This window comes from Comamonas testosteroni, from assembly GCF_000761245.1.
GTDB lineage: Bacteria > Pseudomonadota > Gammaproteobacteria > Burkholderiales > Burkholderiaceae_C > Comamonas > Comamonas testosteroni_C.
The window spans coordinates 46,561-67,515 of sequence record NZ_AWOR01000032.1 but is presented as its reverse complement, the minus strand read 5'-3'; the positions used below and the strand labels follow the sequence as shown (position 1 = coordinate 67,515).

18 protein-coding genes and 2 pseudogenes are annotated in these 20,955 nt (G+C 58.8%); 13 read left to right on the top strand and 7 right to left on the bottom strand.

Annotated features, from left to right (window positions below; genetic code table 11):
- Positions 1-45: 45 nt before the first annotated feature.
- Both P353_RS07025 and P353_RS07020 read left to right on the top strand, forming a co-directional pair.
- Positions 46-393 (top strand): PRC-barrel domain-containing protein, encoded by a 348-nt coding sequence (locus P353_RS07025; RefSeq protein ID WP_034367239.1) that lies wholly within the window; start codon positions 46-48, stop codon positions 391-393.
- Positions 394-1,276: 883 nt separating this feature from the next.
- Positions 1,277-1,687, top strand: a complete 411-nt coding sequence (locus P353_RS07020) for a VOC family protein (protein WP_034367237.1) — start codon at positions 1,277-1,279, stop codon at positions 1,685-1,687.
- Positions 1,688-1,958: 271 nt separating this feature from the next.
- On the opposite strand, the gene P353_RS07015 is transcribed toward P353_RS07020, so the two are convergent.
- Positions 1,959-2,900 carry a LysR family transcriptional regulator gene (locus P353_RS07015; protein WP_034367234.1) on the bottom strand — a complete coding sequence of 314 codons (942 nt, stop codon included), beginning with the start codon at positions 2,898-2,900 and terminating at the stop codon, positions 1,959-1,961.
- Positions 2,901-3,040: 140 nt separating this feature from the next.
- Here P353_RS07015 and P353_RS07010 point away from each other — a divergent pair, with 140 nt between their 5' ends.
- From P353_RS07010 to P353_RS29850, 4 genes and pseudogenes are all read left to right on the top strand, one after another.
- On the top strand, positions 3,041-4,267 hold the full coding sequence (locus tag P353_RS07010; protein WP_034367395.1) for an FAD-dependent monooxygenase: 1,227 nt from the start codon (positions 3,041-3,043) through the stop codon (positions 4,265-4,267).
- Positions 4,268-4,706: 439 nt separating this feature from the next.
- On the top strand, positions 4,707-5,807 hold the full coding sequence (locus tag P353_RS07005) for a porin (RefSeq protein WP_034367392.1): 1,101 nt from the start codon (positions 4,707-4,709) through the stop codon (positions 5,805-5,807).
- Positions 5,808-5,915: 108 nt separating this feature from the next.
- Positions 5,916-7,496: an esterase-like activity of phytase family protein gene (locus tag P353_RS07000; protein WP_034367231.1), complete on the top strand. Its 1,581-nt coding sequence runs from the start codon at positions 5,916-5,918 to the stop codon at positions 7,494-7,496.
- 35 nt (positions 7,497-7,531) lie between these two features.
- A pseudogene (locus P353_RS29850) lies at positions 7,532-7,657 on the top strand (IS3 family transposase); the annotation flags it as partial.
- 25 nt (positions 7,658-7,682) lie between these two features.
- Here the strand turns inward: P353_RS29850 and P353_RS29485 are convergent.
- Positions 7,683-7,843 (bottom strand): annotated as a pseudogene (locus P353_RS29485) (IS5/IS1182 family transposase); the annotation flags it as partial.
- 88 nt (positions 7,844-7,931) lie between these two features.
- A complete protein-coding gene (locus P353_RS06995) occupies positions 7,932-8,513 on the bottom strand; it encodes a TetR/AcrR family transcriptional regulator (RefSeq protein WP_034367228.1) in 582 nt (193 codons plus the stop codon).
- A 97-nt stretch (positions 8,514-8,610) separates the two neighbouring features.
- Here P353_RS06995 and fabF point away from each other — a divergent pair, with 97 nt between their 5' ends.
- A complete protein-coding gene (gene fabF, locus P353_RS06990) occupies positions 8,611-9,879 on the top strand; it encodes a beta-ketoacyl-ACP synthase II (RefSeq protein WP_080750466.1) in 1,269 nt (422 codons plus the stop codon).
- A gap of 224 nt (positions 9,880-10,103) precedes the next feature.
- Here fabF and P353_RS06985 read toward each other — a convergent pair whose 3' ends face one another.
- Positions 10,104-11,012 carry a sulfite exporter TauE/SafE family protein gene (locus P353_RS06985; RefSeq protein ID WP_034367222.1) on the bottom strand — a complete coding sequence of 303 codons (909 nt, stop codon included), beginning with the start codon at positions 11,010-11,012 and terminating at the stop codon, positions 10,104-10,106.
- Between the two features lie 20 nt (positions 11,013-11,032).
- Between P353_RS06985 and P353_RS06980 the strand changes: the two genes are divergently transcribed.
- The 6 genes from P353_RS06980 (at position 11,033) to P353_RS06955 (ending at position 17,930) form a co-directional block, all read left to right on the top strand.
- On the top strand, positions 11,033-11,803 hold the full coding sequence (locus P353_RS06980) for an AraC family transcriptional regulator (protein ID WP_034367219.1): 771 nt from the start codon (positions 11,033-11,035) through the stop codon (positions 11,801-11,803).
- 322 nt (positions 11,804-12,125) lie between these two features.
- Positions 12,126-12,623: an RNA polymerase sigma factor gene (locus P353_RS06975; RefSeq protein ID WP_034367389.1), complete on the top strand. Its 498-nt coding sequence runs from the start codon at positions 12,126-12,128 to the stop codon at positions 12,621-12,623.
- An 81-nt stretch (positions 12,624-12,704) separates the two neighbouring features.
- A complete protein-coding gene (locus P353_RS06970; RefSeq protein WP_034367216.1) occupies positions 12,705-13,865 on the top strand; it encodes a FecR family protein in 1,161 nt (386 codons plus the stop codon).
- 129 nt (positions 13,866-13,994) lie between these two features.
- A complete protein-coding gene (locus P353_RS06965) occupies positions 13,995-16,409 on the top strand; it encodes a TonB-dependent siderophore receptor (RefSeq protein WP_034367213.1) in 2,415 nt (804 codons plus the stop codon).
- Positions 16,410-16,788: 379 nt separating this feature from the next.
- Positions 16,789-17,292, top strand: coding sequence for a DUF4198 domain-containing protein (locus tag P353_RS06960; protein WP_232776322.1), 504 nt, complete (start codon positions 16,789-16,791; stop codon positions 17,290-17,292).
- A 188-nt stretch (positions 17,293-17,480) separates the two neighbouring features.
- Positions 17,481-17,930, top strand: coding sequence for a GNAT family N-acetyltransferase (locus P353_RS06955; RefSeq protein ID WP_034367207.1), 450 nt, complete (start codon positions 17,481-17,483; stop codon positions 17,928-17,930).
- A gap of 255 nt (positions 17,931-18,185) precedes the next feature.
- Here the strand turns inward: P353_RS06955 and P353_RS06950 are convergent, their stop codons facing one another.
- The 3 genes from P353_RS06950 to P353_RS06940 are packed head-to-tail and all read right to left on the bottom strand — an operon-like array spanning position 18,186 to position 20,937.
- Positions 18,186-19,079 carry a hydroxymethylglutaryl-CoA lyase gene (locus tag P353_RS06950; RefSeq protein ID WP_034367204.1) on the bottom strand — a complete coding sequence of 298 codons (894 nt, stop codon included), beginning with the start codon at positions 19,077-19,079 and terminating at the stop codon, positions 18,186-18,188.
- A 14-nt stretch (positions 19,080-19,093) separates the two neighbouring features.
- Positions 19,094-20,476, bottom strand: coding sequence for a tripartite tricarboxylate transporter permease (locus P353_RS06945; RefSeq protein WP_034367201.1), 1,383 nt, complete (start codon positions 20,474-20,476; stop codon positions 19,094-19,096).
- Between the two features lie 17 nt (positions 20,477-20,493).
- Positions 20,494-20,937: a hypothetical protein gene (locus tag P353_RS06940; RefSeq protein WP_003066592.1), complete on the bottom strand. Its 444-nt coding sequence runs from the start codon at positions 20,935-20,937 to the stop codon at positions 20,494-20,496.
- Positions 20,938-20,955 lie beyond the last annotated feature (18 nt).

The following is a 20,955-nucleotide window of genomic DNA, read 5'->3' as shown; positions in this document are numbered from 1 at the left end:
CTCATCAACCACTGAGCCTCGCAGTGGTCCGTTTAAGGAGTTCCCATGATCACCACATCCGGTCTCATCTCATCGTCCAGGGTGGACGGTACCAAGGTATACAACCCGACCGGCGAAAAGCTCGGCTCGATTGAATCCTTGATGATCGACAAAATAACAGGCCAGGTTCGCTACGCAGTGATGGAGTTTGGCGGTTTCCTCGGTATGGGCGCCGATCGCCACCCTTTGCCATGGAGCACGTTGAAGTACGACACGAATCAGGAGGGCTATGTTGTTTCTCTAACCAAGGACCAACTGCGTCAAGGACCTAAATATCCAGCGGACTCTGTGCCCGAATACACAGACGAATACGGAAGGCGTGTCCACGACTATTACGGCGTGCCATGGATCTGATTTGATCCGCGTACTCTAGCGCTCTTGCCGTGAGCGCTTTGCAACAGCCGCCTCTGTCGACGCGGCTCTTTCAAGGAGTTTTTTATGACTGGCAATCAGCATTCCGCATCCAATAAGCCGGAACATTACGCTAACGACAAGCCCTCAGAGAACAAGGCCTCTGAGCCGACAATCATTGCTGAACAACATAAGCAGGCACCCGCAGGTCCAAAGGTCATCCCTGCGAACTCCACTGCTGCCAGCGCGCCGCCAGCGTCACCTGAACAGCCTGCTAATCCACGACCATCACAGCAACCGCAACACCCAGCTGATCCGATGGACCCTTCGGATCCCAACAGCCCGAATCCGATTGAAGGTGGACGAGAAGCACTGTTCCCCGCAGAGCCAGCAAGGCGGCAGCCACCCAATGAGTAACTTTTGACTTTGCTGAGGACGCATTTGTACCCGAGCAGCTTTGCTCAGCAAGAGTGGATCTGGATTAACCAGTATCGGTGTTCAGATGACCGCTACTGAATAATTAACAACAGGTCCAGCGCCCATCTGGGCAGCAGCAATCGCTGTACAGCAGACACTCACAGCCGAGGCGCGAAAGACCGCAACGGGTCGATAGCTGGCTTAGATCAATGGCGGTTTTCGGTGGTGGCCATTGTCAGCTTGAAACCTGAACGACGGCTAACGCAGTTAGCTGACACTGAGGCAGCCAGATAGGATGTATCAATAGGTTGTTCACCCGCTCCGAAACTGGGAAGCGGTGGTTACCATGCTATCGCCACTCTGGGCTGGAAGACGGCTTCACATCCAGCATGCAGCTCGTGGACGAACTGTTGGCGTCGCTCGGCAACGCCTGAAGATTCCCTCTCAACACGGACCTTGAAAGTCTCGAATGCCCAAGAAAATCTTCGTCAACCTGCCCGTCGCTGACCTGCCGAAGGCCAAGTCCTTCTATGAAGCAATCGGCGCCGTCAACAACCCGCAGTTCAGCGACGACACCGCCGCCTGCATGGTCGTCTCCGACAGCATCTACGTGATGCTGCTCACCCACCCGAAGTGGGCCATGTTCACCCAAAAGCCTATCGTCGACGCCCATGCTGCCAGCGAAGTCATGTTGTGCCTGAGCGCCGACGACCGCGAGGCCGTCGACAGCATGGTTGAGGCCGCTTCCGCTCACGGCGGCAAGGCGGACGTGAACCCTCCTCAAGACCACGGCTTCATGTATGGCCGCAGCTTCGAGGACGTAGACGGCCACATCTGGGAAATCATGTTCATGGACATGAGCCAGATGCCTCAAGGCTGACGCAACCTCGGCCATCGGCAACGCTTGCTTATGACGTCCTATAGCGCTGCCTGCGCGGCAATGTGCCGGCCGCTAGCTCAGGTCGGTAGCACCAGTTTGTAGACTTCGCAGGCAGCCGACTTCTCCGGCTGGGACCGCATATCGGGGTGTCCGCTTCCTGGCAGATCCGAGCGCTCACACTATCGGCCAGAAGCGCGCATTGAGAAAGTCATACCAAGCGACTGCTTGCGCTTCGAAGGACTCCATTTTGAGCCCTGTGCCCACTTCGATCCTAGACCTTCCCGCAAGGCCCGGGGTCCATGGGAGGGCGAATCGCGTCAGCCAACCGCACTTGTATCAATTCCAGCAGCGCCCGGACACGAGCAGTCACTGAATGGCGATGACTGTAGGCCCCCAGCAATTTCAGAGGGGCAGGGCGAAGGTCCAGTGACACTTCCTGCAATCGACCCGTAGCAAGGTCTTCCTGGCAGGGATAGGCCGCCACAATCGCGAAGCCGATGCCTTGCCGTGCGCCAGCTACGGCCAGCTCTCCGCTGTTGACGCGGTAGCGGCTGCGGACCGGCACCTTGATGATTTCCCCCGCGGCGTCCTGAAACTGCCAGGGCTGGCCCTTCAGCGCACTGAGGGTGGTGATGCAGGGCAGGGATTTCAGCTCACGCACATGGCGTGGCATGCCGGTCCTGGCCAGCAAGGAAGGGGCGGCAACCACGATGCTTGGCAGTGTGGCGAGTTCACGGGTGATGAAAGCACTGTCCTCCTGATGGCCCCGGTGGAAGACGATGGAAAGGTCTACGTCTTCTCGAAGCACTTCGAGTCCGGTCATCCGGGTATCGCATTCGAGCTCGATGCCTGGATGGAGGCTGCAGAATTCGGCAAGGATGGGGGCCAGCAGCCTTGGTGCCTCGCCAGGCATGCACATTTTCAAAGGGCCACGCAGTTCACGCTGTACCGCGCCAAGCTCCTCCTGCGTAGAGAGCAGGGTGTCGAGCAAGGGCTTGGCGCGTTCGTAGAGCAGCCGACCTGCTTCCGTCATGCGCAGGTGGCGGGTGCTTCGCTCCAGCAGGCGTGTACCAAGTCTGCGCTCCAGTGACGCGACGTGGCGGCTGACGTTGGATGAGGGAATGGCTAAAAGACGCGATGCGCCAGCAAAGCTTTGCTCATCAACAACCGCCGTATAGACGCGTACGGTATTCAGATCGAGTGCATTGCGCATTGATTATCCCGTTTGAGGTATGAAAACGTCCCAATTTTGCATGCTAGTTCTCTGTAGTGGCGAAATTTAAGATGCCCTTTTGCCCGATGTGACGCGGTGGACCGTGCACTGGGCACCGTATGAACAAGGAGAGCTTCAGCGTGGAAATTGGAATACTTGGTGGTGGCATTGCGGGCCTGAGCGTGGCACTGGCACTGCGCAAGCAGGGTTACAACCCTCGGGTCTATGAGCGTCGTGCGGTGCCGGCAACCATGGGGGCCGGCGTGACGCTGTGGCCCAATGCCAGCTTTGTGCTGGAAGAACTGGGGCTGCTGCAAGACATAGCGGCCATTGGCGGTCGGCCGCTGACAATGCGTCGCCAGGATGCTGCGGGAAATGCATTGGGAGGCCTCGATATTGGCTTGCTGGACCGGACGATGGGATACCCAACCTACACGGTGCTGCGCAGACACTTGCAGGAGGTGCTACTAGATCACGCAGCCCGGGCCGGGATACCGGTGCAGTTCGGATACCGGGCGGTGGCCATCGAGCTGGATGCCAATGGCAAGGCCGTGGCCCATTTCGAGAACGGCGCGAGCATCCGCCCGGATCTGCTAATCGGTGCCGACGGCCGCATGGGGTCAGTGGCGCGCAAGTTTGTCGCAGGTGACAACACACCTGTCTACCAGGGTTTCGTGAACTGGATCGGCGTGGCGCAGGCGCCGCATGCGCTGGTGGACGAGATGGCGATTCAGGACTTCTGGGGGGCGGGCGAGCGCTTTGGTTGCGTGCCGATTCGACCCGACCTGGTGTATTGGGCCGCGGCGCAGGTACGGCTGCTCAATGAGGCCACGCCCAGCGCAGACATGCGCAAGGAGGTCGAGGCCCTGTTTGCAAAATGGCCTGAACCGGTCGCACATCTCATCCGATCCACGCCCGCCAATGCCATTCGGCTGATTGCGGTGCATGACCTGGAGCCGCTGCATACATGGAGCAGGGCGAATGTCCTGCTGGTTGGCGATGCCGCGCATGCGCCGCTACCGACTTCGGGGCAAGGTGCGTGCCAGGCGCTCGAAGATGCGTGGCATTTGGCCCGCTGCCTGGATGGCGCAAGCGGCGGCTTGGACGACGTCTTTCAGGTATTTGCGAGAATCCGTGCCCCCAAGACCGCAAGGCTGGCGGAACAGGGCCGGGTCTTCGCGCGCGGGCTGTTCGCCACCGATCCTGAAACCTGCCGCATCCGCAATGAGCGGGCCAAGGCATCCGATCCTGTGAGTGACGTGCAGGTCTTGGCTGCCGGATGGAGGCAGGGCCTGCCAATGCCTGCTTGCACCGACGGCATGGCGGCGCAAGGGGGTAGCTTCGGCAGCCTGTACCGCATTGAATGACGTGCGCTGGATTCCACGCGGATAGAAAGCCATGTCTCCAGTGACGATAGTCGCGCGGCTGGCTGACCTTTTCTAGATGCAGGGTGTGCTTCGTCGATTTTTATTCAAGCGCCTCTTTCTATGCATCCGGCTAGCGTGCATGTGGGCACCAGCCGGCAAGCGCTGCATAGCAGGCATAGTCATTGACACTTGAACGACCGCCACGGGTTGATCTGAGACTGTCGCAGTCCGGCCAGGAGCTGCCGCAGGCTAACGCTCTGCATGCACCGCTGCTGTTACTTTCATGTCACACAGCACAAATGTCACAAAACGTACTTGCGTGTTGCTTAGAGTTCCGGCAGCGGTTGCAGCAAAGCCACCGCCATTCCCTCCGATAAGTACCGTTCGTATCTCGCCGATGAAAAATCATAAAACGTGCACGCGCACTCTGGCAATCGTGATTGGCACATTTGTCGCCTCTTCTTCCAGCCTGGCCCTGGCACAGTCCTCCATCACCATTTTTGGCGTAGTGGACGTCGGCATCACCAGTGCCAAGTCCGGCAGCAACAGGCTCAATGCTTTGAACTCCAGCCAAGGCAAGACCAGCCTGATTGGCTTTCGCGGCGCGGAAGACCTTGGCGGCGGCAACCGGGCTGAGTTCTGGCTCGAAGGTGGTCTCAACCCCGACGTCGGCACTGGCGGCAGCAGTGGCTCTCTGGGTTTCGAACGCCGTTCCACAATCGGACTGGCCAACAATTCCTGGGGTGAAATCCGTCTGGGTCGCGACTACACCCCCAGCTACAACATCTTCACCGCTTTTGGCGGTCCCGACACTACCACCGGCGTGCAGGCCAATCTGTTCCAGACGATCCGCCAGACCGCCTATAACGCCGCCAGCCAAAGCGGCACGGTGGACCGCACGCGCATCAGCAACTCCGTGGGCTACTTCCTGCCGCGCAACCTGGGCGGTGTCTACGGCCAGTTCTCGGTTTCCTTTGGCGATGAAAACGCCTCCGGATCGGGCGCAAGCAAGGCCCGCAGATACATAGGCGGCAACCTGGGCTATCGCTCTGGACCGCTGAACGTCGGTATCGGCTACGGCAAGATCGACGGCACTGCAGCCGTGACTTCGCCCAGCGCCATCGCCGCAACCAGCGATCTGGAAGACTTGGCGCTGGGCGCTTCATACAACTTCGGTAGTGTCCTTCTCAATGGCGGATACAACAGCCTGAAGTGGAAGCCCGTCAGCGGCGCAACCTCCGGGAAGGTGGACGGCTTCTACCTGGGCGCAACCATCCCCGTGGGGCCAGGCAGCTTCCGCGTCAAGTACGCCAGCGCCAAGTTCAGCGGTAACGCGACAGCCCTCACGCGCAGCGGCGGCAAGAGCGACAAGTATTCGATCGGATATGTCTACGACTTCTCCAAGCGCACCTCTGTGTACGCCGGGATTGCGCGTGTCAACAACAAGAATGGCGCCAGCATTGGCCTGATCGGCGGACCTGCAGGTGTAGCCAACACTGGCTCGACTGGTGTGGATATTGGCATCAGCCACTCGTTCTGAGCGGCGCAATGCCTCTTTGAGCAAAGAAGTCTCCAAGGTCGAGCAGGCCTTTGCCCCGCCGGGCTTGCTTTTTGGGGACTTCCATCTTCCTCTCAAGTCATACTTGCCATGCGCCACTTCACTTCTTCATCCTGCCTGATGGCTGCGACCGCCGCTGCGGTTGCATTGCTGAGCGCCTGCGCTGACAGCCGCCCGCTCCAGGTCGCCAGCCCAGAGACGGTCATGCAGACCACCGGCGTCGGCAGCATCAGCGCCGTCGTCACGCGTCAGGACGTCCAGTTCGACGACAAGTTCTATTTCCCCTACGAAGGCCAGCATCCCGGCACCAAGGCTGATTTCCCCAAGGGCTTTCTGCCGGCCTACGGCTCAGGCCTGGCCTTGAAGGGCAGGCGCGCCGACGGCACGCTGGAGTTCTACGCCATCACCGATCGCGGCCCGAACGCCACTACCGGCCCGGTCACGCAGATCACCGACGGCTCCAACCCCACGGGCTTTGCCAGTTCCACGGTGTTTCCTTCGCCCAACTTCACGCCATCCATCGGCGTGATCACCCTTGGCAAGGACGGAGCCAGGCTCGTCTCGACCCTGCCGCTCAAGTTCAGCGCCGCGCAGAACGCCAATGGTCGTGTGCAGCCACGGGGCATCACAGGCAACACCGGCGAGCAAGTCCTGGACGACTCCTTCACCTATCCCGGTAAGGCCAAGGGCTACAGTGAATTCGGACTGGACACCGAATCCGTGGTTGTGGATGCCGCTCGCAATGTGCTGTGGGTTTCCGACGAATACGGCCCTTTCATCGTGAAGATCGACCCGGCTACCGGCATCATCTTGAAGAAATACAAGCCCGGTACTGGTGCGGCCGATCTGCCTGCCATCCTCGCCAAACGCCGCGCCAACCGTGGCATGGAAGGGCTGAGCATCGATGCGGCCAGCGGCAAGCTGCACGGTTTCCTGCAAAGCCCGCTGAACGACGGCAAGGCCGACTACACCACTGCTGCCGTTCCTGATGCGACCGGCAAGTCGGAAAACGTGCGCGACTACGCCCGCTTTGTGCGCTGGGTGGAGTTTGACCCGACTACCGAGAAAACCCGCCTCTTTGCATTGCCCGTGGACAGCAACTGGTACAGCCAGGGCAAGACCGGCAACGCCAAGCTAGGTGATGTGGTCTCGCTGGGCAATGGGAAGTTCATCGCCATCGAGCAAGGCACGGGCAAAGACAAAAAAGTCTTTAACGACCTGGTGCTGATCGAGTTTCCGGCCAACGCTACCGACATCACCGCGCTGGGCTCCGACCTGGAAAAGAGCAGCCTGAGCGGCAAGCCGGTCAATGGCTCGGACTATTCCAAGGTAGTGGCGCTCAAGAAGACCCGGCTCTTCAACTTGAACGCCACCGGCTGGGTGGCCGAGAAGGCCGAGGGGCTGGCACTGGTCGATGACTACACGCTGGCGCTGACCAACGACACCGATTTCGGTGTCTCGCTGGCCGTGCTGGACGCCAGCGGCAAGGAGATTGAAGGCTCGGACGTCACCAAATGCATGGTGGATGCCGACGGCAAGATCGTGAACGATGGCAAGTGCGCCAAGGGCGCGGCGAGCCTGCGCTTTACCACCAATGACATCAACGATCGCGCGCAGCGACTGTGGACCTTCAGGTTCAGCAAGAAGTTGAGCGAATACGGCGCTCTCTGAGTCACAGCGGCTGCACAAGCCGTTCTGTGCTATAGCCCAGGGCGCCGTACCGGCGCCAGTCGGCCCGCTCGCACGAAGGCCGTGTTGACTTGGCACACAGCGATCTGCGCTGGTGCTCCAACGGTCTGGATATCCAGTGCGACCCGGACCAGACCGTGACAGAGCCACCTTCACCAAGAGTGGCGAACACCACCGATCCCCGGCGCGTACACAGATAATCGCCGCGGCCGATGTCAGCGGCGCTTCGTGGATATCCAGCCGCCGTGCAAAGCGGATTCGCAGCTTGCCAAAGCCAGCAAACATCCGTGCGTCCGCTCCACCACACGGCAATGCTTGCTCTGCCAATCTCTCAAGTGCCCCCGATGCCTGCTGGTGGAGCCACACTCTAAATTGAGATGCGCATCAAATGTGCAAGCGCATGCCTGATTCGGGCGACTACGGGGCTAACTGCTCCCGCAAGGTTGCCAATATTTCTTCAGAAAGCGCAGGGTTTCCCGCTGCCGTGGCACGAGCGAGAACCAAGGCACCAACCATGCTGCTGAGGGTCACGATAGTCTGAGTACGTTTGGCCACGTCATCACCTTGGAGCACGCTCATAAAGCGCTGGATATTGCGTTCCACCCCCTGAGCAAAAACCTCCGACATCTCAGGCCCCGCTCTTGCGGCATCTGCTGCCAATGCCGCAGCGGGGCAGCCCTCTCCAGGGTGATCGCGATGCGTGGCAGAAAGATAGCCATGCACCAGCGCGCGGAGCCTGGTTGCAGGCGCGCCATCCGCCTCCGAGGACTTCAATCCGTCTAGCGGCGTGATCGTCCACTCAAATGCACGCAGGCAGGCCTCGCGTGCGAGAGCATCCTTGGACTCGAAGTGCCGGTACAGCCCGCCATGTGTCAAGCCCGCATCGCGTGTGATCTCTGCCACGCCCACGCCATCCAGGCCCTTTTCTCGATATAGGCGCGCAGCGGCATCCACGATTCCTTCGCGGTTCTCGGCGGCCTGTGCTTTGCTCACTTTCATACGTTAGATGATACCCATCATCAAAACTCATTTATGATTGCGATCATCATCAATATAGTTGGGCTCAGCTCCTGGGCTCAATAGCGGAAGGTGCAGCATGGGTCGTCGGGTAGTCATCACCGGTTTGGGCTTGGTCTCTCCTCTAGGGTGCAATGTGGAACTGGCCTGGCAACGCCTGCTGGCTGGCCAGTCCGGGGTACGCGCCTTGAGCGCCGGTGTGGGTGAAGGCACAGGTGTCTCCATCGCCGGGCGGGTGCCAGGCCTGGAGGAGGATCCGCAAGCCGGCTGGAGCCCCGAAGCCATGATCTCGGCCAAGGAGCTACGCCGCATGGATCGCTTCATTGCATTTGCACTGGGGGCAGCAGACCAGGCGCTGGCACACGCGCAATGGGTTCATCCAAGCGTTGAACAACAGGAGCGCGCGGCGACCATCATCGGCTCCGGTGTGGGCGGCTTCAGTACCATTGTTGAAGCGGTGCGAACCACGGACGGCAAAGGGCCGCAGCGCTTGTCGCCTTTCACCGTACCGGCGTTCCTGGCCAATCTGGCTTCGGGGCAGGTGTCGATCAGGCACCAGCTCAAGGGCCCGTTGGGTGCTCCGGTGACAGCTTGTGCAGCCAGCATCCAGGCCATTGGCGATGCGGCACGTCTGATTCGCAATGACGAAGCGGACATGGCGCTCTGCGGCGGTAGCGAAGCCACGATTGACCGAGTTGCGCTTGGCAGCTTTGCTGCGGCAAAAGCAGTGACCACCTTCAGCGGCGATCCCGCGAAGGCTTCCCGACCTTTCGATCAGGCGCGGGACGGTTTTGTCATGGCCGAAGGTGCGGGCCTGCTGGTGCTGGAGGCACTGGATCATGCATTGGCGCGTGGCGCCAAGCCGCTGGCCGAGGTCGTGGGCTATGGCACCTCTGCCGATGCATACCATGTCACCTCCGGGCCCGAGGATGGATCAGGCGCCGCGCGATCGATGCGCGCCGCGTTGCGACAGGCGCAGTTGCAAGCTCGTGATATTCAACACCTGAATGCTCACGCAACCTCCACTCCCGTCGGTGACCAAGGTGAGCTGGCAGCCATTCGTCAAGTGTTTGGAGCAGGCCCTGGCCCCTCCATCACTGCCACCAAATCAGCCGTGGGCCACATGCTGGGTGCTGCTGGCGGAGCTGCTGCGATCTTCACCGTATTGGCCATGCGCGACCAGATCGCGCCACCCGTGCTCAACCTGGAGCATCCAGACCCTTTGGCGGAAGGCCTGGACCTGATCGCCGGGAGGGCGCGTGCTCATGCCATAGAGCACGCCATGCTCAACGGATTCGGTTTCGGCGGTGTAAATGCGTCGCTGGTTCTGAAGCGATTTACTGCCTGAGCCATACCGCTATCACAGGCTTCATCAGGCCGGCTCTTGGTAGAGCGTTCAGGCTTCTGACCCGAACGAATGCCAATGGCCGGCAGGGCGGGTTCAATAAATGTCCCGATAGCAGGCGTTAGATGCCAAGCAGCAAGTCGCTGACGGCTGCCTTAGGAGGCTCTGGCGTAGTAGAGCTTTCGGCCATGAGCCGATGTTCGGGATGTAGGCAGAGTAGCTCGCATTCATGTTGTCACCATAGCCAGGAAGACGACGATCAACAGCCCTAAATAAACCTTTGCGTGAACTCGGTCTGGAATACGCCCGATCCACAGCGATGCTGCACGGATACCGATCCAGGAACCGGCCACGAGCACAGCAGCAGCTCGTATGTCGATATAGCCGAGGTGCCACTCTCCAAGAGGTAAAGGAGATTGAGTGGACAGGACGATGTAAGTCCCTGTGCCTGCCAGCGCGACCGGCAGTGATAGCGGATTCGCCATGGCGGTAGCTCGTGTCATTTCGATTCCACGGCGGCGCATCAGGGGAACGGTCATCACGCTGCCGCCGACCCCCAGCAGTGCAGCAACCCAGCCGATAACCAGTCCGGACAGTGCATTCGCCAGCGGCCCAGGGCGGTGCTGCTTTGCAGCGGGCTGAGCAAGAAATCCAGGCCTCAACCAACAGTCCAGAATGGTCAGCACCAGATAGGCCGCAAAGGCCCAACGCAGCCATTCGCTTTGAACAACGGTTGCCGCAAGTGCGCCAAGTACGGCCCCCGCGCCAATGGGACCCACTAAAGGCCTGACATTCGTCCAATCCACTGTTCCTGCCCGTTGGTGACGCCAAGTAGCGAGCAGCGCACCGAAGACCATCACGCAGGTGGAAGTTGCGACGGCAATCTGCATGGCCGACTGCCCCACTGCGCTGCTTGGGGCGTTCGGTGTAGACAACAAGCGGTACAGCAGTGGAACCACCACGAATCCGCCACCAAAACCAAAGAGAACAGTAGTGACGCCCGTCACACATCCGCAGACCGCCAACAGCAAATACAACGACACGAAAAACTCCATTGATGCAGGAGCCGTCACAGTAGATTGCTCTGGAGTGGCGCGCTTTCGATGTTTGGTCAACAATATTTGCATTTCGGCCATTCGCTCTTTGCAGTCTTGCTGTGCGCAATCAATCACTGAACTCCCTCGATGCCACGCCTCGCGCCGTTGTCGCCATTGGCACCGACTACGCGCCTGGCACCGTTCTGGATACTCATAGCCATCGCCGAGCACAGTTCCTCTATGGCGCGACCGGATTGATGGAGGTCGGTACTGACGATGGCGCCTGGGTGATACCTCCCCACTGTGGTGTGTGGATTCCAGCAGGCAAGCCGCACAGGGTGAAGATGGTGGGAGTCAACACTCGAAGCCTGTACGTTGAGCCTGACGAGGTACCACGGAGCCAATCGCATTGCGAGGTGCTGGCTGTATCTCCGCTGCTACGGAATCTGCTCATCGAATCCATCGACTTGCCAGCGCTGTACGACGAGCGCGGTCGCGATGGCGTGCTGATGTCGCTTTTGCTGCTGGAGGTCGGCCGCGCAGAAGCACTGCCGTTCTTTGCGCCGCTACCGCGGGATGAACGACTGGCGACTCTATGCATTGCTTTCCTTCACCAACCCGACGTGCGCTTGTCGCCGCTGGCCTGGGCACGGCAGCTACACCAGAGTGAGCGCACCTTCAGCCGGTTCTTTCGCTCGCAAACCGGACTATCGTTTTCAGAGTGGAGAAGCCAGGCGTGTCTTCTTTTTGCAATGTCCAAACTGGGGACCGGTGATTCGGTGACAACGGTAGCGCTTCAATTGGGCTATGACAGTCCGGGTGCCTTCTCCACGATGTTTCGCAAGAGGCTCGGGAGCAAGCCGTCAAACTTCATGGCGGCAGAGCGGTAATCCGAGCCGACGGCCACGTTGTTGATTCATTACAGGCTCGTGAACGTCTGCCTTCAGGGGCCAGTTTTTCAGATCAGTCCAACTTCGTGCTTCGTCCCCTTTGGAGGCACTGCCATCAAACCGCTGCGCTCTGTTTGGATAGGGCGCGCGACCGACCAGTACCTGTAGTTCGCATCACACCGGATACTTTGTTGAGAATAAGTCGCATTAACAATCTATAATTTTGCCGTGTAGTTGATCGCAACTCTTTGCGCCAGGGATCCAAGGCTGTCTTACCGCCGCGCACGTTCGACCTCACTCATTGCTACTGGCTTTTTGGATCGTGCTGACCCGCTACTACAGAGACCTGTTGAATTTCTGCATGCGCAAAGTGAGAGACCGCGATACTGCGGCTGACTTGGCGCAGGAAAGCTATGCCCGTGTGCTTACCATGCAGCAAAAGGGGCAGGTCATTCTTGAGCCAGGTGCATTGCTGAGGCAGGTGGCCTTGCGCGCCAAAATCGATATGGATAGACGGGCTGAGGTGCGCCAGCATCAAAATATCGATTCTTTGGAGGAGCGGGATCAGCCTGCGAGTCCTCTGCATCTGCAGCCCGAGCATGCCTATGCATCGTCTCAGAGCATTCAAGCGTATCTTGACACTATCGAGGGACTGCCGCCTCGGTGTCGTGATGCCTTCTGCATGTACATCTTCGATGAGTTGCCCAACAAGGAAATTGCGCAGCGGATGGGGGTGTCGCTGAGCATGGTGAATCAGTACATCAGCCGCGGAAAACTTGCTTGTGCTGCGCGCAGAATGGAACTTGATAATGTCGAGTGATCGCAAATTCGCGTGCGTTCTGCGTAGCTGCTTCGCAGAGGGTGAGTTTTTGCCCCCGTCCCGCGCATCCATATTCCTAAGATGAGTCACTCTTTTGCATCCCAGCGCAATGTGCCGGCCTCCTTTGACGAGGCTGCGGAAGCGCGCGAGCTTGCGGATTTTTTCAGTCGACAGAATCCGGTGGATGTGGCGGCCGTCGAATGGCACTCGCGTTGGGAGCAAGGCTTGAGCGAGAGCGAGCATGAAGCCCTGCGTCAGTGGTTGGCTGAGGATGCGGCACATGACGCGGCATTTCGTCGTCTGACGCAAGACATGGCGGTGCTGCGATCTGCTCCTTCCGACATGGTTGCAAAAGCGCGTTCCTCGTTCAAGCGCGAAGCCGTCGCCAGTGGTGGATCTTCTGCGCAGCCTGGCGGGGAGCCTGCCAAGGAGAAGGCGCTGGAGGGATGGGCGCGCACAGGCACTTTGTTGAGCTGGATGCAGCCGCGCTCTGCCTTGGTCGCTGCCTGTTGTGCTGCGGTTTTTGCGGCAGGGATTGGATGGCATCAATGGATGCTGCAGCCGACATTCGAGAGCAGCTATGTTGCGCAGAAGGGGCAGCAAAGGCTTGTCACCTTGCCAGATGGCACCGAGCTCGCCATGGACACCGACACCCAGGCTCAGGTCACCATGTACCGCGACCGCCGGGAAGTGCGGATTGCTGATGGACAAATCATGTTCTCGGTTGCGGCCGATCCCAAGAAGCCATTCCATGTTCTCGCTGGGCCTGCGCGTGTCACGGTACTTGGGACACGGTTTTCCGTTCGCTATCGCAACCAGGGGGCCGATGCCGGGGCTGTCAATGTTTCGGTGGAGAAGGGTCATGTACGGGTCGCCAGTTCCTACAGCACAGCCAGCGCGAAGGCTGATCTGCCTGTCGAATTGCTGGCAGGACAAGGCCTGAGGGTGTCATCCAATGGGGTGTTAGGCCAGGTGGCCAGTGTTTCTCCCGGCAGTGTCGCCCTTTGGCGCAAGGGCTTGGTGCGTTTTGATAACACCTCACTGGCTGATGCATTGCTAGAGCTCGAGCGCTACGGGCCTACGGGACTGGAGATCCGCGACCCTGCGGTTGCCGCTCTGACCATCGGCGGCAGCTACCAGATTGATAGACCAGGGGAGTTTGCGCGCATGCTGAGCCAGATCCTGCCCGTGAAGCTGGTCGGCATGTCATCGGGGAAGACTGAAATCGTCAGTGCGCATTGAGCACTTCATGCTCAATGCGGCCATTTCGAATTTTTTTCGGACTAGGGGTGTATTTCTGGTGATCTGATGCGTCTTAAAGAGTAGTGAGTTTCATTTTCATTCATTACTCGACGTTCGGAATCCCTCTCCATGCGCTTCACGCAGCCTCGTTTCCAGCCCGCTCCTCTTGCTTTGGCCGCAGCCCTGGCAGTCCTCTCCCCGATGATTGCGCAGGCGCAATCCGCTGCTGATAGTGCAAAAAGCATCAGTTTCTCGATCACTTCCCAGCCACTGGGGAGCGCACTTAACGAGCTGGCAGCAGCCTCTGGCACCTCGATCGGGTTTGCTCCCGCGTTGGTTGCTGGCAAGACAGCGCGCCCCGTCCATGGAGCTCTCACGCTGAAGCAGGCCGTGGAGCAGATGCTGGCTGGAAGCGGTTTGGTCGCCGTGACTCAAGGGGGAGGCCTGATCATCAAGGCCATCGCGTCAAACGATGATTCCGCATCGCTGGCCACAGTCACGGTGACTGCACAGCTTGAGAGGGACGGCGTTACCGAGGGCACGGGAAGCTACACCCAGACGGGTCCCAGCCGGACGGCAACGGGCCTGAATCTCTCGCTACGCGAGACACCTCAATCCGTGACCGTCATGACGCGTCAGCGCATGGATGACTTCAAGCTGGAGACGCTGACCGATGTGATGGAGCAGACACCCGGCATCGCCGTCTACAGGCAGAACAATGCCACTGACTTTCAGGCGCGTGGGGCAAAGGTAAACCTGCAGACCGATGGGATGGCACAGCTGAGCAGCGGCTGGTACTACCTTACCAGCACCATGTTTTCGCTCGACGATATGGCCGAGATCGACCGGATCGAGGTCCTCAAGGGTTCATCCGGTCTGGTTGTCGGCAAGGGCGACTATGGCGCCACAGTGAACATGATCCGTAAGCGCCCGACCCGCGAATTTCAGGCCAGCGTGCGTGCCAATGCGGGGAGCTGGGACACTTATCGAACACAGGCCGATGTGAGCGGTCCACTGAACGAGGCGGGCACGGTACGGGGACGTTTGGTCGCTTCCGCCATGGACGCAGGGGGATTCCGCGATCATGAAAAGAGCAGCAGCAAGATGCTTTTCGGGGCACTCGAAGCGGACATCACTCCCAGCACACTCCTCAACCTCGGCATGACTTATCGCGAACGCGATGCACAAGGTATCGGCACTACGCAGCCGATCCAGCGCTACACGCGAACAGGTGGTGAGGTGGCGTGGATGCCGCGCTCTTTCAACACTGGTGCCCCCTGGGGCGGGTATTCCCAAAAAGGTCTCAATCTCTTCGGCAGTCTGGAGCAACGTCTGGCGGATGACTGGACAGCCACGCTCAAGTTTTCACATCAGGACGTATCCATGGACGATATGAAGGCTGGCTACTTCTACGACCAGGACCGCGCAAGCTTCGGCCGGTGGCGCAACATGGAGACCGATAACTGGAGCGTCAATCTGGATGTGAAGGGGTCATTCGAGCTGTTGGGCCGCTCGCATGAAATTCTGGCCGGCGCAGGCGTATCGCGCTTTCATAGCAATGTGCAATTGCCGCTGAATGCGTTGAACCTGGTGCCGCTCGGCAATCTCGGTATCAACATGGCACAGGGTGGGGCGGTGCTGCCTCAGCCTGATTTCAGTGTCTTGAACTACGGCAACAACAAATTCAGTCAGAAGCAGCGTTATGCCTATGCTGCGGGACGCTTCCGGGTGGCCGATCCTCTGCAGTTGATCACGGGGTTACGCGTTACACGGTTTGAAGAGCGTGACATCACACCATACTGGTGGAACTATGACATGAAGGAGAACGGTGTGATCACCCCGTACGCTGGGTTGGTCTACGAGGTGCAGCCGAACGTGTCGTTGTACGCAAGCTATGCCAATATTTTCCAGCCGCAGACGGCTCAGGATGCGCGGGGCGCAACGCTGGCACCGGAGGAGGGCAACACTTATGAGGTCGGCGCCAAGGCCGAATTTTTCGACAAGCGCTTGAACGCCAGCATCGCTCACTTCTGGATGAAGACGGAAAACACCGCAGAGGAAAGTGGTGATCTCACGCCTGCGGGCACTACGGCCTACCGTGCGGTCTCGTCTGCAACGCGGCGTGGCTGGGAGTTGGAGTTGGCGGGCGAACTCGCGCGCGGCTGGCAAGCGCAGGGCAGTCTGGTGCAGCAAAGCAGCTCGCTCACCAGCGCCAGTCAATATCCCAAGTACCAGTTCAAGCTCGGCACGACCTATCGCTTTGACCAAGGCTCGTTGCGGGGACTGACTGTGGGAGCGGCCACACGCTGGCAGGGCAAGACCTCGATGAGCAATAGCGCTGCCACTTTGTCGCAGAGGGGTTATGCGGTGCTGGACCTGATGGCGCGCTATCAGATCGATAAGCATCTGTCGTTCAGCCTGAACGTGAACAATGCACTGGACAAGAAGTACATGGCCGGTCTCACCAACTTTACCGCGGCAGGCCTGTTCTACACCTGGGGTGCTCCGCGCAGCGTAAATGTCGGAATGCGTTATGACTTCTGAATGCCGATGTTCAAAGTTGAACGTCGGTACTTCGCTGCCGTGGAGCTCGCCATGATGGACCTCCACTGATTCTGGGCAAGGCGGATAGAAACTCCGCGCTGACCGGCAATCAACCTGCCCAGTCTTTGTTATGTGCTGTTCGACGCAGGGCCTGGACTGCAGGCCATTGTCGAGCAGGAAGAAATCCCAAAGGCGCCACGACGCCGAGCGGATTGAATACAACCTTCAAGATGAGGATCGCTGAGTGCAATTGCTCCCTGTATTTCATCGAATGGCCTTGTGCCTGCTAGTCAGTGGCCTATGGTGCCCAGCACAGGCACAAGCGGAGTATCTCTGGGTGCAGCCCGACGGGGCGGAGGTCCGAGCCTATGTAGGAGAGTTGCACAAACCTTTAGACAAGTTGCCTGCATTGCTGGAGCCCAAGGCAATGCAAGCTGATGGCAAATCATTGCCAATTCAGACTGCGATCAACCATATTGCTGTTCCCAGGCCCATCAGCGATCTGCGCTTCTCTGCAACCGGGCTCGATGATGGAGTTCTTACCTACTATCAAGCTCGCTACGGTCGCCAGGACATTCAGGCCAGGAACGACTTGGAGCTGGTTCCTACCCACCCTGATGGAAACACCTTTCGATTGATATTCAAAGGACGAGCTGTTGCAGCCAGCCAGGTGAATATCGAAACGGGGGAAGGGTGGCGCCGTTCACTGACCCCGTCAAAGGACGGTACGGTGAGCTTTACGCCGTCTTTTCCTGGCCTGTATGTGTTGGAGGTATCGGCTCGTGTCAATGATGCAGTGGTTACTGTGGGTGGTAAAAAATATAACGATGTACGCTATACCGCGACGCTTAGTTTTACTGTCCCTCAGCAAGAGGGCAGGTGAGTTGTCTGGCGCTGGAAGCGCACCACATCGACGCTGTTGACGAGTATGAGCCAGTCATCGCAATAACTGAGGTGAAAGACAGCTTCTGTTTATGGATTCAACTGGTCAATGCAACACAATGACCGCCTCTGGTGCAAGGAGTGCTGGCATGAGCTTCCAGACTTTTCCCACTTGAAACCAGTACATCAATGGATCGATTCATTCCAATGTCGGCAGAAAATTCCCAGCAATTTGCTGCCCTTTACCGAAATGTTTTCAATGCCTCCCCATGGAACGATGGATGGTCGATGCTTGCGGCCATTGAGCGACTTGAAAGTTTTGCTGCTATGCCGACTTTTAGAGGCTTGAGCATTTTCAGGGATGACAAGGCAATTGGAATGGTTTTAGGGTGGGGCGAGCGCTGGGTGAACGGCTGGCTTTTCCACCTCAAGGAAGTGTGCGTGCATGCTGACTATCAGCGACAAGGAATAGGTCAAAAACTCATGCATGAATTTGAAAAGCGGCTCAGTGAAGACGGCTTCGTGGGCATGAATCTTCAGACCGGCATGCAAATGCCAGCACGAAACTTCTATGAAAAGTTGGGCTATGCGCCACGATCTTTGGTCACATTAAGCAAGCCACTGCTTGTCGGTGATTGACTGTTTCGGGGGTGTTCTGAGTCGATCGCCTATCGGCCAGGAGCAGTCCTTTAAGGCCCTCTCTCTGGTGGGTGCTTCTGGCTGGTCGAGGCAGTTCATCTCAGAGACACCAGCGACTGCTGCAGCGCATGGCAGACTTGCGTGTAGAAGTCGGGACTTGCTCTGACAGCGGGCGTTGACGCCTTCAAAGAAAAAGGCCTTGAGATCTGAGATCTCAAGGCCTTTTGCGCTGGCGCTTATGTAGAAGCGCAGGTTTCAGTGCTGCAGCACTTGCTGGTCATGCAAATCGCTCAGCACTTGTCGGATATAGCGACCTGCGGTTTGAACCTCGGACATATCTACGCCGGTCTCATAGCCCATGGCATGCAAGGCATGGATCAGCTTTTCGGTGGCCAGATTGCCCGAAGCTCCCTGGGCATAGGGGCAGCCGCCCAGGCCCGCCACAGAGCTATCGAAAATGCGAAGTCCCATCTCCAGAGAAGCGCAGACATTGGCTTCCGCCATACCATAGGTATCGTGAAAATGGCCCGCCAGGCGCGCGCTGGGGAGGTCCCTGAGGCAGACTTCCAGCAGCTTGCGTGTGGACTCGGGCGAGCCGCGGCCAATCGTATCGCCCAGAGAAATCTCATGGCACCCCATGGCCAAAAGCTCCTGCGCAACCTGCAAGACTGCCTCTGCAGCCACATCGCCTTCATAGGGACAACCCAACACGCAGGACACATAGCCACGCACAGGGACTCCGGCCTCCAGCGCCTTCTGCACCACAGGCCTGAAGCGATCCAGACTCTGCGCAATGCTGCAATTGATATTGCGTTGCGAGAAGGTTTCCGAAGCCGCACCAAAGACCGCCACCTCGTCACAGCGAGAAGTCAGAGCAGCCTCCAGTCCTTGCAGGTTGGGCGTCAGTGCGCTGTAGCGAACTCCAGGGCTGCGGTCGATCAAGGCCATGACTTCGGCGCTGCCGGCCATTTGCGGCACCCATTTGGGCGACACAAACGAAGCCGCTTCGATAAAACGCAGGCCTGCGCGGCTGAGCTGATTGATCAGCTCGACCTTGGCATTCAATGGCACAGGCAGCTTTTCGTTTTGCAGGCCGTCGCGTGGCCCGACTTCCACGATCTTGACCCGGCGCTCTGATGCATTCGACATTGCTGCCCTCGCTTTCAGAACAGCTTGAGCAGCGCAGGAACGCTGAGCACGGCTGTGTAATAGCCCATGAACTGCACGCCAGTGTTAAAGCCGAAAGTGCGTGAGAGCAGGCCGCCCATGAGGCCCATGGTCAAGATCACCAACAGACCCAGCAGACCGCCTTCCCAGACGCTGATCACGATGATCAGGCCGACAAAGGTGGCAATGATGGCTTCGTGGCTGACTTTGCGCGAGACAAACATTGCAGCACGGCGCGCGTAGTTCATTGCAAACGGATAGGACACCACTGCGGCAAGCAACACCGACAACATGCCGTAGCCCAGAAACTCCCAGTGGCTCAGCAGGTTGTGCAGATTGTGGGTCTGGCCCGTAGCAGCATCCACCGTAAAGCGTGGAGGTGCATTGAACAACGGTGCAGCAGGGCCGGCAGCCACAGGACTCAAGGGCAAACCAAAGGCGATCAGCGGAATCAGCGCTTCAGCAATATAGGTGGCTTCAGTCACGCCGTTACGAGCGCTCAGCACGGTGGTCAGGCGGTGATAGGCGTGTTTGATGCGAGAGCCCACCAACTCGCCCAGCACCACGGTCATGGCCACAGGGCTGAATACAAAGGTTGCGCTGGAAATGGCGGCAGTCGTCAATGTCCAACGGGTCTGGGTTCGATCCAGCACTTTGAGCGGGTTGGGGAAATAGCCCGACCAACCTTTGACATCAGGAGCCAGGTTGAACTGGCGAACCTTGTCGCGCAGCATGCTCTTGCGGCCTGCGGGCGCCATGACGGTAAAAAGATCAGCGACCAGAGGTCCAATGGCGATACCCAGGAAGTAGCTGATGCTGAGCTTGGTGTCGTACTTGGCAGTCAGTGCCTGCAGAGCCAGAATCACCACCACAAAAGGCACGAGCAAAGCAATTGCCCCCCAGCGGCCTTTGGAGAAATAAGCAATCAGCACGGCTGCTGCCAGAAAAATCCAGGGTGCAGTCTTGGTAATGGTTGAGCCGAACGGCGCCAACATCACGGCAAACAGCACCGCCAGCGGCACGGCGACAAAGGCCGCGACGATGGCGCCCGAGACCATTTTGCGTAATGCAATATGCGGCACGCCAAGCTTGCGCAGCAAGTCTGCATCCTGCAGCAAAGGCGTGGCGAGTGTATCTCCGGGGATGCCCAGCAGTGCTGTCGGAACGGCATGGGTCATGTGCTTGGCAACGGCACCAGCCAGAAAGAAGGTAAAGACGCCTTCAGGCGGAACGCCGAGCAAAACGACAAGCAGGGTCAGTGGTGCGAGTGTCGTGGTTTCGTCGGTGCCGGAAACCAGTCCGATTGCAGCAAAGACGATGGCGCCGATCAGGCCCATGCCCGCAGCGACGCCGATTTGTTCAATGAGTTGAGGATCCATGCCGTGTACTCCTTGGGTTACTGGCCATCACGGCTTCTGGATGTGCCGGGCGTGACGAAAAGCTCATAGAGCTTGAGTTCCTTGAGCTCCTGCACCACGACTGGGGGTAGGTCAGACACCGAACCCAGACCACCGGGCTGCTGCTCCAATTCACGCAGCACCTCGGCGCGCCACTCGGGGTTGCTGGAGATGTCTTCTTCGGTCACCACACGTTTGGGAGGGAAGATGCGGGCGCAAATAACGCCAGCCAGAACACAGCCGGCCAGGCCGGCGAGCATGGCGTAGGCATGAGCCAGCTGTTTGGATTCGACCACCGAGCTCAGCCAACGGCTGGCTGCAAAAAAGCCGAGCACGCTGATGCCGATGCCGATCAGGATGGACCAGCTCAGGTGCTTCAGGTCAACGGTATCGCCCCAGACCTCAGCGAGTTGCCAGTGCGAGGCTTGCTTGTCGGAACTCATAGCCTTGTCTCCTTGCTT

Bases quoted from the DNA above. Each gene is read 5' to 3' on its own strand.
- P353_RS07015 (WP_034367234.1), bottom strand. From the start codon at position 2,900: ATGCGCAATGCACTCGATCTGAATACCGTACGCGTCTATACGGCGGTT.
- P353_RS07000 (WP_034367231.1), top strand. From the start codon at position 5,916: ATGCGCCACTTCACTTCTTCATCCTGCCTGATGGCTGCGACCGCCGCT.
- P353_RS06950 (WP_034367204.1), bottom strand. From the start codon at position 19,079: ATGTCGAATGCATCAGAGCGCCGGGTCAAGATCGTGGAAGTCGGGCCA.
- P353_RS06940 (WP_003066592.1), bottom strand. From the start codon at position 20,937: ATGAGTTCCGACAAGCAAGCCTCGCACTGGCAACTCGCTGAGGTCTGG.
- P353_RS06965 (WP_034367213.1), top strand. From the start codon at position 13,995: ATGCGCTTCACGCAGCCTCGTTTCCAGCCCGCTCCTCTTGCTTTGGCC.
- P353_RS06945 (WP_034367201.1), bottom strand. From the start codon at position 20,476: ATGGATCCTCAACTCATTGAACAAATCGGCGTCGCTGCGGGCATGGGC.
- P353_RS07020 (WP_034367237.1), top strand. From the start codon at position 1,277: ATGCCCAAGAAAATCTTCGTCAACCTGCCCGTCGCTGACCTGCCGAAG.
- P353_RS06955 (WP_034367207.1), top strand. From the start codon at position 17,481: ATGGATCGATTCATTCCAATGTCGGCAGAAAATTCCCAGCAATTTGCT.
- fabF (WP_080750466.1), top strand. From the start codon at position 8,611: ATGGGTCGTCGGGTAGTCATCACCGGTTTGGGCTTGGTCTCTCCTCTA.
- P353_RS06995 (WP_034367228.1), bottom strand. From the start codon at position 8,513: ATGAAAGTGAGCAAAGCACAGGCCGCCGAGAACCGCGAAGGAATCGTG.
- P353_RS07025 (WP_034367239.1), top strand. From the start codon at position 46: ATGATCACCACATCCGGTCTCATCTCATCGTCCAGGGTGGACGGTACC.
- P353_RS06970 (WP_034367216.1), top strand. From the start codon at position 12,705: ATGAGTCACTCTTTTGCATCCCAGCGCAATGTGCCGGCCTCCTTTGAC.
- P353_RS06985 (WP_034367222.1), bottom strand. From the start codon at position 11,012: ATGGCCGAAATGCAAATATTGTTGACCAAACATCGAAAGCGCGCCACT.